Raw genomic sequence first — 13,073 nt, forward strand, 5'->3', positions numbered from 1 at the left:
AATCGGTCGCTCCCGCATTAGGAGCAGGAAACGGTGTTGTGCTAAAGCCACATGAGCATACGCCTATCACCGGTGGAACGCTCATTGCCAAAATTTTTGAAGAAGCAGGTCTGCCAAAAGGTCTGCTAAATGTTGTTATAACTGAAATTGAGGAAATTGGCGACGGATTCATTGAACATCCAATTCCAAAGGTTATTTCATTTACAGGTTCAAGTAAAGTTGGAAAACATATCGGTGAAGTTGCCGGACGTCATTTGAAAAAAGTCTCATTGGAGCTTGGAGGAAATAGTGCACTGATTGTCCTGGATGATGCCGATATTGATCTTGCTGTCAGTGCAGCGGTTTTCAGCCGTTTTACACATCAAGGCCAAATTTGTATGTCAGCGAATCGAATTATCGTTCATGAAAAAGTATATGATGAATTTTTAACAAAATATGTACGTAAAGTAGCTAGTTTGAAATGCGGCGATCCACGAGACCCTGAGACGATTATTGGACCGTTGATGAATGAAAGACAAGTTCAAATGATTATCAACCTTATTGAAACAGGCATAAAAGAAGGCGCAACCCCTATTTTAAAAGGAGAAGTGAAGGGAAATATTGTAGAACCCGTCATATTTACCGATGTTACGCCGGATATGACGATTGCCAAAGAAGAGCTTTTTGGCCCAGTTGTATGCATTATGAAAGTTGAAAATGACCAACAAGCAATTGAGTATGCCAACAACAGCGATTTTGGCTTAAGCGGCGCCATCCATACATCCAATATTGAACGCGGCGCGGAGATGGCGAAACAGATTGAAACTGGTATGATTCATATTAACGACGGAACCATCAATGATGAACCAATAGTTGCATTTGGCGGAGAAAAAAATTCAGGATTAGGACGACTCAACGGCTCATGGAGCTTAGATGCGTTTACAACTGTTAAATGGATTTCCATTCAACATACACCGAGAAAATACCCATATTCGTAATCATGATAAATCTGGTACCCATCGTTCACTAAGTAAGCAAATCGTTCATAACTCGTTTGATACATAACGGGTTAGAACTTTTTCTGTCAGCTTGTCGATAATGCAAAAAGCCCAGCCCTTCTCCGATGAGAAGGGCTTTTAAAACATATTATTCCTGGATAATTATCGCTTCAAATCCTGCAGCTTTTGCTTTTTCTGCCAGTTGTTTCGCGTTTTCAAGATTGGCGAACGCACCAATTTGCACTTTATATAGTCCATCTTTATAAATGACATATACATTGAATCCCTTTGCCTTTGCTTTTGCCGCTAAATGATCTGCATTTGTTTTCACTCTAAAAGCGCCAATCTGCACTTTGTAAAGCGTTCCTGCGCTTTTTTTCGGCAATCCAAAAGACCGAACGATACCATTGACATGGCCGCGGGCAATGTTCTCAATAAATGAACTGCTTTTTCAGTTTCGGTGCATCGTTTGCATTATCAATAAAGCCATTTTTCGGTGAGAACTGCAGGCATGTTAGTTTCTCTTAAAACAAAGAAATTTGCTTGTTTCATTCCGCGATCCAAAAAATCCACCAGCTTTATAATCTCTTCGTGAATATTTTTTTGGTAGGTTGTTGTCGGGGACCCGACACCTGGATAAACATAATCTTCATATCCAGTTCCTCCGCCAGAATTAACATGGATGGAAAGATAAAAATCGGCTCCCCATGTATTAGCTGCAGCTGTCCGTTCTGTTAAACTGACCGTTTGATCACCAATACGGCTCATTCGGATCGAAACATTATCATATTCAGCTAACAGGATATCTCGAATCCGCACAGCAATTTGAAGTGTCACATTTTTTTCCTGCAACCCATTTCCAATTGCTCCGGGATCTGCTCCGCCATGTCCTGGATCAATAAAGATTTTTACCATTTCTCCTCACCTCCATAAATAATTTATGTTTGTTCGCTGGACGTGCCTGTATAAAAAGCTTGTGCATTTGAATCACCACCGTAAAAAAGAAAAAGCCACCTACCTAACAGGCAACTTATTTCCGTTCGTGGCATGCCCTCTCGCGAATAAATATAGGAAAGGGGATTTTTGCACATTCTTTCCTAAAACATTGCATTCCTAAATATAATAAATGCCGTCGACCTCCGATCATGCAGAAAACCCAAGGGATCGACGACAGTTCTTATTCCCTTTTTCCTTAGGAATCTTCATCATTCCCATATATTGACACAATTTTCTTAATAGCGTATACTTTATGTAACATTTCAGAAAAATGCTGATACATCAATATTTTTTTTGGGTTTGTATCTTACCTATGAGGAATTGAAACATATCCTGCATATTCTCCGCATACGTCAGAGTTAGAGTTTGTATCTTACCTATGAGGAATTGAAACATTTCAACCTCAAGGCTTTCTCCGTTTGCCTGTTCAGTTTGTATCTTACCTATAAGGAATTGAAACCGATTCACCCGATCAACAAGAGTTTTAGAACCAAAATCATTTGTATCTCCCTATAAGGAATTAACCCTCTCTGTCCGCTGCCTGACTGGCCTTTGAAGTTTTTGAACGAAATTTGCTAGTGATAAAAAAAATCGATAAAGCCGACAAGTTGTTTTATATTATGAAGGCAAAATGATAAACAAGGTTTCGCTCATGTTAGTTCACTTGTCTTATGGCTCTTGCCGGAATCAGCTGGCTGGGCAATTAGGAACCGGTGTTGCTGCGGCCTGGTTAGGAGCTAGTGTTGGCTGGTTACTTACGATAGTAAGGAGGATATAGATGTATAAAAGTGGCTTTAAAACATTCTGGGCAGAAAAGTCACCATTTTTGCTCGAGGAACTTTTCAGCAACTCACTTTTCTAATTATCTTTTCCCCTCTTTTCACAAGCATGTTTAAGGAAAAAGTTTTGCTTTTTGCCATCTCTGTTTTATTTATTACAATCATTAATTTAGGTGTGGAGTATTTTGCTATAGCAAAAAACGGGCCAAATCTAAGCACTATATAGGATTGTTTTTGTTCATAAGTCTCCCTGTCAATATAATAATTTTGTTAATTTTTTCTATCATAACTTAATAAGCTTTTCGTTGTTATTGATCCATTGCTTTTTGTCTTGTTATACAGTACAATCATGAATCGTGCAATATCACCCTTACGCCGGAAAATCCTTGCGCAGCAAGGTTTTTCTTTTTTGCTTGCATAATTTTAAGTGAAGAAAGCAGCGATCATCCATACATATTGCCGCATATCTCGCGCCATTCATTGAAGGAGGACGGAATCATGAAGAAATTCGTTAGCGCGCTAGCCATAATAGTATCCACAGCGATTTTTCCGGGAAATAGTTTTGCACATCCGGGTGCGCTCGATAAACTTGGCGGGCATTTCCGCAAATCCGATTGTACGTATTTATTGCATGAACCAACACCGATTGCAATGCAAGCAAAAGATAAGGCGGCGCTAGCCCAGCTAATAAAAAAATACAACAGCAATTCCGAATGTGTGCGACAGTTGACACTGGGATAAAATTGATTTGCAAGGACATACGCTGGGCGGAACATCTTCTTCCGCCGCGTCTTCACCGAAACAGTCCACGAACCAATCCTCTTCATTGCAATTAGGCCAAAAATATCCTGCAAAACTGGTGACATGCATTGACGGAGATACGGCGAGGTTTATGGTCAATGGACGGGAATATACCACCCGCTTTCTTTTCATCGACACTCCTGAAAGCACAATACAAGTTGAACCATATGGAAAAGAAGCAAGCCGGTTTACTTGTTCCCGATTAAGCCGCGGGGATATTACATTAGAAACAGATGGAAGCACGCTTTTTGACAAATATCGCCGATTATTAGCATGGGTCTGGGTAGGAGATAAACTGCTGCAGGAAGAAATTGCGAAAGCGGGGTTAGTGGAAGATTTTTATGATTACGGGGATTATAAATACGAAGACCGCATTCGCAAGGCAATGGATGAAGCGAAACAAGCCGGCGCAGGAATGTACGGGGCATCATCGTCAAAAATGAATTCAGCCGATCAGCAAACAAAAAAGCGAAGGCCAAAAACCAGACATTCCGTCGCCTGATAATGAACAGAAAAACCAGCAAGCGGATCAGGAAACAACCGCAAAAGAAACTTCTGATTCCAACACGGAACGTCCTGTCTTTTACTTGCTTGTATTTGCATTTATCGTTGCCTTTTTCTACTTTTTAAGTCGAAAATAAACTTATAACCATTCCCCTTCTCTTGCATCTGCGGACAAAAATGATAAAGTGTGTTTCCCCCATCACAATCTTAAACATTGAAAAAGAGCTGATCCAAAAAAAACGATCAGCTCTTTTCTTTTTATTGCTCTGGCAATAACTCCTCCAGCGTGGAAGAGCCGGGAGATGACGCGGCCGCAGCCGAAGCGCCGTTCATCCGCCGAAATCCATATTTTTCTAAATATTGTATTTGTTCTTCCGTTAATGCATTGTATGCGATCACAGAAGGTGTTCCTGATGATTTGTAAATTAAATTGCCTGTCACCGGACATTGAAACGCGTCTGCGACAAACCCTTCCCCGTCTTGAATCGTGAATAAACGAATCGGCATCACGTTCATTTTGCTTCCCTCTTTCTATCGATGTTGTCCATTTATTACGATTATCCTATTCTCCTCATTCTATACCATTCTTTTGCCAACAATGAGCAAATCCCGCTCGATCCCGTCTAGTTCGGCAACTTTAGGAAGATGTCCCCATGTTTCAAAACCAAAGCGCATAAAAAGCCGCAAACTAGGCTCATTATGCGCAAAAATAAACCCTAAAAGAGTTTTGATATCCAAGCTAGGCGCTTCCTCCACCGCTTTTTGCAAGAGCTGTTTGCCGATTCCTTTTCCCCGATACGCTCCGGAAATGTAAATGCTGATTTCCGCCGTATGGCGATACGCCGGCCGCCCATAAAACGATTGGAAACTAAGCCATGCGCGCACATGCCCATCCAGCTCTACGACCCACAGCGGACGCGTATGCGGATCATGATTGAAAAACCACGCTTTCCTGCTTTCAACGGTCACTGGTTCAAGATCTGCCGTTACCATTCTTGACGGAATCGTTTCGTTATATATTTGAACAATTGCTGGCAAGTCTTCAATGTTTGCATTCCGAATCATCTTATCTCCACCTTTTCACCATGTGCGTTTTGCTTACTAAAACAATATACGAGGGAGTATAATCATTTACATATATGACAGGAAAGGAGAGAGGTCGTAATGAATCGCACTGCTATCGTTTATCTCGTCTCGCTTGCCGCGTTTCTCGGCCCATTTACACAGACGATTTACACCCCTATTTTACCAGAAGTAACAAAAGATTTTGGAACTTCTTCTTTTTTAGTGAATTTAACGATTTCGATTTTTACTTTTTTCTTGGCACTGATGCAAATGGTATACGGGCCTTTAACGGACACAAAAGGGCGGCGCAACGTGTTGCTCTTCGGAGTTTTCCTTTACATAACCGCATCGCTTGGCTGCTTTTTTTCCAACTCGATTTATGTCCTTCTTGTCTTTCGGGCTTTGCAAGCGATCGGAATCGCCGCTGGGTCGGTAGTTGCCGCAACCGTCATCGGGGATTTATTCGAGGGGAAAGCACGCGGAAAAGCGATGGGCACTTTTCAAATGATGGTTTCTCTCGGGCCGGTTGCCGGCCCGATCGTCGGCGGGTTTCTTGGCGGCAGGTTTAACTTCCATTCCGTCTTTCTCGTTCTCGTTTTGGCAGGATTGCTTATCTGGGTCGGAAACTTTATTTTTCTCCAAGAAACAAAACCGGAAAAACAATTGGCAAAAACATTCCGGCTTCGCGATTTTATCCCGATCCTTCGTCACCGAACAGGCTCATCGATTATTTTATTAGGATTTATTCAATATTACGCTATGTATAATTTTCTCGTTTTTCTTCCCAGCATTTTAACTGAACGATACGGTTTGTCTGCGGAAGAAAAAGGAATCGCCTATTTGGCGATGTCATGCATGATCGTCATTGGAAGTTTTATCGGGGGACGCATTCAAGGGCATTGGCAAGAGCGCCATATCATTTTGGCAACATCATATTTAAATGTCGCGTCCATTTTGCTGTTTCTGATCGTTTCGCATATTTCCATTTCATTGCTGCTTATATCTATCATGCTGTTTGGCTTATTTTTAGGAACATCCTTGCCGGTGCAGACGACTTTGTTAACGTACGTGTTTCAAGCGAACCGTTCTACCGCCATCGGGGTATATAACTTTTTCCGCTACATGGGAATGGCTTTGGGACCAATGATCGGAAGTTTGCTATTCTCGTTAGGAGGATATGCTCTCGTATACGGATTCACTGATATCGGATTCTTTTTCTTCTCGCTTTGGTTAACCGCGCGCGTCATGTTTATGAATCGTCCAACCTCTTCTATATAACAACGCTACTTCGATGCAGAAGTAGCCCCTTTTTTTCCTGCCACTGCTTCCAGCAAAATGGACAGCAGCGTGCCAACGATCAATCCGTTGCTCGCCACCGAAGCAATCACCGGCGGCAGCGGAGCGAACGCTTCAGAAGGCACAAACATCACTCCGATTCCTGTAAATAGCGGCAGGCTTACTTGTTCCGCCCGCTCTTTCCATCCACCGTTTTGCTCTAATTCTTTCAATCCAAGCGTAATCATTCCAGCAAACATCGGGAAAATAGCGGCATATCCTACCGCGGCAGGCATAGCGGTAAACAAAGATACCGCCGGCATGAACAAACTCATCAGCATAATGAGAACGCAAGCAATGACAAAAGGAAGCCGCTTCGTAATTTTGCTTGTGGCAATAAACGACGCCGCTCCAGATATCGGAACGGAACCGATCGCCGCCAGCACCCCGCTAATCATATGGCTGATTCCCATCATGAAACCAGCCCGCTTCGGAGAAGGATTCCCGGCATTTGCTTTCTCTGCTTTCATGACACTTTCCACTACTTTCACGCTTGCTAACATATTCGTTAAAAGCAAAAGCGTAACAAAAAAGGCGGTAGGAACGATGCCCCATTCCCAACGCGGCGGCCCGAACGCAAACCATTTAGGAAATTCAAACCACTTTTCCGTCCAATGGATGGAAGGGGCAAATCCAAACAAACGGAACAATATCCAGCCGGTGATCATGCTGACAATAATGCTGAACTGCCGTAAAACAGGATGATTGGTCATCCATAGCGACAAAAAAATAATGATCGTCGACAGCGCTGCGACAACGATAGAGACTTTTCCTGTCTCATCCACTCCAAGCAATCCTTTTAAAAACGATCCGCTCAGCTGCACCGCAAGAAGAAGCAAATACGTCCCGGTTACCGTCGGAGTGAACAGACGGGCAAGACGGTCTACAATTCCAAGCAAACTCAATAACATAAACAAAATTCCGCTCATGATCAGCGCACTTTCAAGGACACGAAGCGTTTCCGCACGGGTACCGTATAACGCGACCCCAAAGCTTGCGTACAAAATAAAAATCCCCCACCAAATTCCGGCAGGCCCTTCATTGAGAGGGAGACGATGACCAAAAGCGGTTTGCAACAATCCAGCGACCGCTAACACAAAAAATGTCCGCGAAATAAACGCCATCGCGTCCGCCGTTTCAAGCTGGTACAAAGAAGCTACTGTCACCGGCACGACAATGCTTCCCGATATAATGAATAAAAACCATTGCAGGGAGGAAATAACTTGCCTCACGAGCTATAACCCTTTCCATATAGAATAGCATTCTCCTGAGGAAAAGGATACCATAATGCCGCATCGATGAGAAAACATTTGTTTTCAAACAGCCGCATCTCCCTGCTTGCTTATTAAACGGCGAATGTTGGAAACTAAACGATCAACTTAATGCCAGATCCATCTTTTTATTTGTCCTTGCATCATATCTGTCATATTGCCATGCCATTATCGGCTTTGCAGAAACGGAAAAATAAAAACGCCTGAAAAGCGGCGTTTTTCCCATATGTGTTCTCTATTGTTTCTCTGTAAGCTCCTCTACAGGCACTTCCCGCTGTTCGCGCAGATGCCCGTCACGCAAATGAATTGTGGCTGTTTCTTCTTGCTCATTATAATCATCAATCCAAACAGATACTCCATTGTAATAAACCGGAATATCTGCAGGAGATGAAACAATTTGTTTTACCCGATTTATATCCATGTTCACATCCCTCTCTTTTGTTGTATTTATCATGATGTAGTATGAAACGGGAAAGAATTTTTATGCAAAAAATAGGCAAAAATGCAAATAGTGACTTCGCAAAACAGCCTGTATATGGAGGAAACTGATGAAAAATTGGGATGTGTTCATATCGTATTTGCGTCTTCCTGTCTTTATGCGTTTGCTTATCATCGGGACGATCATGATTGTCATTTTTGGAACATTGATTCATTTCGTCGAACCAGCGACGTTCCGGCATGTGTTCGACGGCATATGGTGGGCAATCGTGACAGCCGCTACCATCGGCTATGGCGATATGGTGCCAAAAACGGTTGCTGGGAAAATCGTCGCCATTTCTCTCATTTTGCTAGGAACGGGAGTCATCACGACTTATTTCGCGTCATTATCAGCGGCGGCTGTCGCCAAAGAGTCAGCACTGTCAAATGGGCAGCTCCGTTATATGCAGAAAGGGCATATCATCATTGTTGGATGGAACGAACGGGCTCGCGAAGTAATAGCAAAACTTTCGGAATATACCCCTCCTGTCCGATGCGTTATTATTGATGCCACTTTAAATGAGCTTCCGGTTCCTTTTAAAAACGTTCATTTTATAAAAGGAAATCCTAGCTATGACGATGTGCTTCATAAAGCGAACGCCACCGAAGCGCAAATGATTTTGATAACGGCTAATCAGCACAAAAGCGAAGCAGACGCAGACAAAGACTCTATTTTAACATTGCTGGCTGTCAAAGGCATTCATCCATCCATATACGCGATTGTGGAAATATTAACAGAACAGAACGTGAATAACGCAAAACGAGCCGGTGCGGATGAAGTGATTCAAACCAATTTGCTGGCAAGCTTCACGATGGCAAACAGCCTTCAATCACCGGGCGTATCCAAAGCGATCATAGAATTGCTGCACCAACTTCACGGCAAAAAACTGCAACTGATCGCTGCAGAAGGCCCGCTCATCGGAAAAACGTTTTTGGAAAGCAGCGAAATGTTATTAGACAAACGAATGATTTTAATCGGCGTTATGAGAGAAGAAGAAGGATATATAAACCCTTCTCCGCATTTTTTGATCGAAAAGGGAGACCGTCTGTTCGTAATCACGCCTTAATCGATCAGGCGATTTTCTAAATCTTTGACGAGCGCTTTTCCAACGTTAATATATTTTTCCGAAACCGCCGCATCAGGGTCCTGCGGCTCCGAAAACTGGTTAAAAGCCGCGCCAAAATTTCCTGCATAAGCATGGTCATCCACTCCGCTTTGATACTTGTGCGACAGTAAAAACGGCCTGCCGAGCTTGACAGTGGTTCCGTGGGAATCAAGCTGCCCGTCAATTGCTTCGAATGGAACGCGCAAAAATTGATATCCCGCTTCATCGGCAATTTTATAATCAAATGAACCATGATCATAATCCCAATTTCCGCCAATGGTATAACCAAGCGGCTTTAACAATTGCTCCAATTGAAATAGAGGAAACGTTTTCCCTTCCAACTGTGATGGAATTTCGATCATCGCAAACAACCTCCTTTTTCACCTATGTTTCCCTATTCGCGCTCTTTATATGATTGTTATGGAATATTGCCTGCTACATAATGCCCCCACACTGTCAATGTCGTCGACCTGGAATAGCGCAGAAAACCCAAGGGATCGACGACATTCCCTTTTGCTGCTTTTCCCAACTTCCATCAGCACCGCCGCATATTGACGAAATTTTCAAAACCAACTATACTAAACATAGCTGCTTTCGAAAAAGCTGATATACCAACGCTTTTTGGGGTTTGTATCTTACCTATAAGGAATTGAAACCTTCATCCAGCGTCAAGTCGTTCATTTCACTTGTCGTTTGTATCTTACCTATAAGGAATTGAAACTTGGGTGGCGCTGTCGCGCACTCCCTTGACCCTCAAGTTTGTATCTTACCTATAAGGAATTGAAACTTTCACATTCCGGCGCTTTTGTTTCAAGAACAGCCTCGTTTGTATCTTACCTATAAGGAATTGAAACTCGACGGCCCCTGAATTAGATCAGCTTGGTGGTATCTCGTTTGTATCTTACCTATAAGGAATTGAAACCTTCAAATGGGATGACTCTAACTATATCAGGATTTCAGTTTGTATCTTACCTATAAGGAATTGAAACATTGAAATGATATGCGACTGGAAAGCTGCGGTGATGTTTGTATCTTACCTATAAGGAATTGAAACCGCTTTCAAACGCCATTAAATCGTCACCTCCTCGGTGTTTGTATCTTACCTATAAGGAATTGAAACTCTGGAACACAAATGAAAGGAGTAATAACTGGATGAAGTTTGTATCTTACCTATAAGGAATTGAAACTCCGTCGAAGAAATGATTTCTTTGCTATTCCGGCTCTCGTTTGTATCTTACCTATAAGGAATTGAAACAGAATATCCATTGAGTAATTGCACTCGACCATGATGTTTGTATCTTACCTATAAGGAATTGAAACCACTATTTTTTGTTATTTCGAGTTGAGCAGCTGTTGTGTTTGTATCTTACCTATAAGGAATTGAAACATGAAAGCACCTTCTTTAGAACGCGACGCTCTCATCGTTTGTATCTTACCTATAAGGAATTGAAACGAAGTAATTAGTCAAGCAATTAGGTGGCAAGGCATGTGTTTGTATCTTACCTATAAGGAATTGAAACTCACGTTTCGAGATATGAGAAAAGAACACGGTCATTTGTTTGTATCTTACCTATAAGGAATTGAAACTGAAGCACCTTGGCGTGAAGAGAAAGTTAAAAAAGGTTTGTATCTTACCTATAAGGAATTGAAACTGACTTCTGCCAAAATCGCTCTATCCTCATTGGCTTGTTTGTATCTTACCTATAAGGAATTGAAACCAGGCGCAGCGAACGCCTTATAGGCACAGCGAACGCCGTTTGTATCTTACCTATAAGGAATTGAAACTCAAGCCGGCCGATTCGCATTCTTTTGGCGGACGAGGTTTGTATCTTACCTATAAGGAATTGAAACTAAACTCAGTAATGTCTGGCTGCCAATCTGCAAGCAGTTTGCATCTTACCTATAAGGATTAAAACCTAAGAGATCGTTCTCTTCTCTTATCTCTTAGGTTTTTTCGTTTGTGCCTTCGCTTATGAAAAATTGAAACACTTACTCCGGCTGCCTTCCGATACGCAATTCAGTTTGTATCTTATTATGAGGAGCAAAACAGGTGTGCAGCTGCATTGTTGCTACCTTTGCTGCCACGGTTTATATTGCAAAACTTAAAACCTCGGTGAATCTTGTTTTTTATTGAGCAAGCCATTCTTATTGCATATTACCGTGGGTGTCAGCGAAAATTTGCTACGATAAGCGCGAAACACAGATGCCTGAGACAAAAACACAGCAAAATTACTTTTTTTACAAATAAGATAAAAATCCCTTCCCGCAGCGGAAGGGATTTTTTGATAAGCAACCGGTGGCAAGTAATGTCTTCGCATGCAAAAAACGGAGTGCATGATGCACTCCGAAAATCCGTTCTGTTATTTCAAGCGTTTTTCCAGTTCCGCTTTTTTCTCTTCGTATCCTGGTTTGCCAAGGAGGGCAAACATATTGACTTTATACGCTTCTACGCCTGGTTGGTCAAATGGATTTACCCCTAATAAGTAACCGCTCATTGCGCAAGCTTTTTCAAAGAAATAGACGAGGTAACCAAACGTATATTCATTTAATTCTGGAAGGGTGATCACTAAATTCGGCACACCGCCATCCGTATGGGCGAGAAGCGTTCCTTCAAATGCCTTCGTATTGACAAAATCAACCGTTTTTCCTGCCAAATAATTCAATCCGTCTAAATCGTTTTCCTCTGCTTCGATGACTAACTCATGGCGCGGTTTTTCGACTTTCAATACCGTTTCAAACAAATCGCGGCGCCCTTCTTGGATGTATTGTCCCAATGAATGAAGATCTGTCGAGAAGTTCGCCGATGCCGGGAAAATCCCTTTTTGATCCTTGCCTTCACTTTCGCCAAACAACTGCTTCCACCATTCCGCAAAATATTGCAGTGCAGGTTCATAGTTGATCAGCAGCTCAATGGTTTTTCCTTTGTTATACAAAATGTTGCGGATCGCTGCATATTGATAAGCAGCGTTTTCTTCCAGTTCAGAGTTGCTGAAGTCTTCGCGTGCTTGCGCCGCTCCTTTCATCATTTCTTCGATGTTTGCGCCGCTTACGGCAATTGGCAGAAGCCCTACTGCCGTTAACACAGAATAACGGCCGCCGACATCGTCCGGAATGATGAATGTTTCATATCCTTCTGCCGTCGCCAATGTTTTTAACGCGCCACGCGCCCGGTCCGTCGTCGCGTAAATCCGTTTGCGTGCTTCTTCTTTCCCGTATTTTTCTTCCAACAGTTTGCGGAAAATACGGAACGCAATAGCCGGCTCTGTCGTCGTTCCCGATTTTGAAATAACGTTAATGGAGAAATCTTTGCCTTCCAGCAAATCCATAACATCTTTCATATATGTCGAGCTAATGTTATTGCCAACGAAAATGATTTGCGGCGTGCGGCGTTTTTCTTTCGAAAGCGCGTTATAAAACGAATGATGGAGCATCTCGATCGCTGCGCGCGCCCCTAAATATGAACCGCCGATTCCAATTACTAACAGCACATCGGAATCTGCTTGAATTTTTGCGGCTGCTTTTTGAATGCGGGCAAATTCTTCTTTATCATAATTCACCGGCAAATCGATCCAGCCCAAAAAATCATTGCCTACGCCTGTTTTCTCGTGAAGGGAATGATGAGCAACTTTCACCGCATCGCGCAAATACGTAAGTTCATGTTCGCCAAAAAACGCCAATGCTTTTGAATAATCAAAACGAATATGTGTCATACGCTCGATCCTCCAAACAAAAATGTTCTTCCCCTCTTACACTTTAGCGAAA

At 42.5% G+C, this 13,073-nt stretch carries 10 protein-coding genes, 2 pseudogenes and 1 CRISPR repeat array; of the genes and pseudogenes, 5 read left to right on the plus strand and 7 right to left on the minus strand.

Annotated elements, in window-relative coordinates; all coding sequences use genetic code 11:
- Positions 1-2 precede the first annotated feature (2 nt).
- Positions 3-977 (plus strand): annotated as a pseudogene (locus tag AOT13_RS00005) (aldehyde dehydrogenase family protein); the annotation flags it as partial.
- Positions 978-1,125: 148 nt separating this feature from the next.
- Here AOT13_RS00005 and AOT13_RS00010 read toward each other — a convergent pair.
- Positions 1,126-1,892, minus strand: a pseudogene (locus AOT13_RS00010) (N-acetylmuramoyl-L-alanine amidase).
- Positions 1,893-3,250: 1,358 nt separating this feature from the next.
- Here AOT13_RS00010 and AOT13_RS20840 point away from each other — a divergent pair.
- Together AOT13_RS20840 and AOT13_RS20845 are read left to right on the plus strand one after the other, a co-directional pair.
- Positions 3,251-3,493 carry a hypothetical protein gene (locus AOT13_RS20840; protein ID WP_232511547.1) on the plus strand — a complete coding sequence of 81 codons (243 nt, stop codon included), beginning with the start codon at positions 3,251-3,253 and terminating at the stop codon, positions 3,491-3,493.
- A 7-nt stretch (positions 3,494-3,500) separates the two neighbouring features.
- Entirely contained in the window at positions 3,501-4,055 is a 555-nt protein-coding gene (locus AOT13_RS20845; RefSeq protein ID WP_232511548.1) for a thermonuclease family protein, read from the plus strand.
- 260 nt (positions 4,056-4,315) lie between these two features.
- On the opposite strand, the gene AOT13_RS00020 is transcribed toward AOT13_RS20845, so the two are convergent.
- Positions 4,316-4,573 (minus strand): hypothetical protein, encoded by a 258-nt coding sequence (locus tag AOT13_RS00020; RefSeq protein ID WP_013400094.1) that lies wholly within the window; start codon positions 4,571-4,573, stop codon positions 4,316-4,318.
- 60 nt (positions 4,574-4,633) lie between these two features.
- Complete coding sequence (locus AOT13_RS00025; RefSeq protein ID WP_013400093.1) at positions 4,634-5,122, minus strand: GNAT family N-acetyltransferase; 489 nt, start codon at positions 5,120-5,122, stop codon at positions 4,634-4,636.
- A 99-nt stretch (positions 5,123-5,221) separates the two neighbouring features.
- Between AOT13_RS00025 and AOT13_RS00030 the strand changes: the two genes are divergently transcribed.
- On the plus strand, positions 5,222-6,400 hold the full coding sequence (locus AOT13_RS00030; RefSeq protein ID WP_013400092.1) for an MFS transporter: 1,179 nt from the start codon (positions 5,222-5,224) through the stop codon (positions 6,398-6,400).
- Between the two features lie 5 nt (positions 6,401-6,405).
- Here the strand turns inward: AOT13_RS00030 and AOT13_RS00035 are convergent, their stop codons facing one another.
- Positions 6,406-7,689, minus strand: coding sequence for a purine/pyrimidine permease (locus tag AOT13_RS00035; protein ID WP_042385161.1), 1,284 nt, complete (start codon positions 7,687-7,689; stop codon positions 6,406-6,408).
- A gap of 274 nt (positions 7,690-7,963) precedes the next feature.
- Positions 7,964-8,149, minus strand: a complete 186-nt coding sequence (locus AOT13_RS00040) for an H-type small acid-soluble spore protein (protein ID WP_013400090.1) — start codon at positions 8,147-8,149, stop codon at positions 7,964-7,966.
- A gap of 127 nt (positions 8,150-8,276) precedes the next feature.
- On the opposite strand from AOT13_RS00040, the gene AOT13_RS00045 reads away from it, so the two are divergent.
- Positions 8,277-9,272 carry a potassium channel family protein gene (locus AOT13_RS00045; protein WP_003248367.1) on the plus strand — a complete coding sequence of 332 codons (996 nt, stop codon included), beginning with the start codon at positions 8,277-8,279 and terminating at the stop codon, positions 9,270-9,272.
- On the opposite strand, the gene AOT13_RS00050 is transcribed toward AOT13_RS00045, so the two are convergent.
- Together AOT13_RS00050 and AOT13_RS00055 are read right to left on the minus strand one after the other, a co-directional pair.
- Positions 9,269-9,673 (minus strand): YugN-like family protein, encoded by a 405-nt coding sequence (locus AOT13_RS00050; protein ID WP_003248366.1) that lies wholly within the window; start codon positions 9,671-9,673, stop codon positions 9,269-9,271. The two genes, AOT13_RS00045 and AOT13_RS00050, sit on opposite strands and share 4 nt — an antisense overlap.
- Before the next feature lie 264 nt (positions 9,674-9,937).
- Positions 9,938-11,228: a CRISPR direct-repeat array (repeat unit 30 nt; unit sequence GTTTGTATCTTACCTATAAGGAATTGAAAC).
- Between the two features lie 443 nt (positions 11,229-11,671).
- Complete coding sequence (locus tag AOT13_RS00055) at positions 11,672-13,021, minus strand: glucose-6-phosphate isomerase (RefSeq protein WP_003248364.1); 1,350 nt, start codon at positions 13,019-13,021, stop codon at positions 11,672-11,674.
- Positions 13,022-13,073 lie beyond the last annotated feature (52 nt).

Origin of the sequence: Parageobacillus thermoglucosidasius, assembly GCF_001295365.1 — a bacterium.
GTDB classification, from domain to species: Bacteria; Bacillota; Bacilli; order Bacillales; family Anoxybacillaceae; genus Parageobacillus; species Parageobacillus thermoglucosidasius.

Coding starts and splice junctions, on each gene's coding strand:
- AOT13_RS20840 (WP_232511547.1), top strand. CDS start 3,251: ATGAAGAAATTCGTTAGCGCGCTAGCCATAATAGTATCCACAGCGATT.
- AOT13_RS00055 (WP_003248364.1), bottom strand. CDS start 13,021: ATGACACATATTCGTTTTGATTATTCAAAAGCATTGGCGTTTTTTGGC.
- AOT13_RS00045 (WP_003248367.1), top strand. CDS start 8,277: ATGAAAAATTGGGATGTGTTCATATCGTATTTGCGTCTTCCTGTCTTT.
- AOT13_RS00040 (WP_013400090.1), bottom strand. CDS start 8,149: ATGGATATAAATCGGGTAAAACAAATTGTTTCATCTCCTGCAGATATT.
- AOT13_RS00030 (WP_013400092.1), top strand. CDS start 5,222: ATGAATCGCACTGCTATCGTTTATCTCGTCTCGCTTGCCGCGTTTCTC.
- AOT13_RS00025 (WP_013400093.1), bottom strand. CDS start 5,122: ATGATTCGGAATGCAAACATTGAAGACTTGCCAGCAATTGTTCAAATA.
- AOT13_RS00020 (WP_013400094.1), bottom strand. CDS start 4,573: ATGAACGTGATGCCGATTCGTTTATTCACGATTCAAGACGGGGAAGGG.
- AOT13_RS00050 (WP_003248366.1), bottom strand. CDS start 9,673: ATGATCGAAATTCCATCACAGTTGGAAGGGAAAACGTTTCCTCTATTT.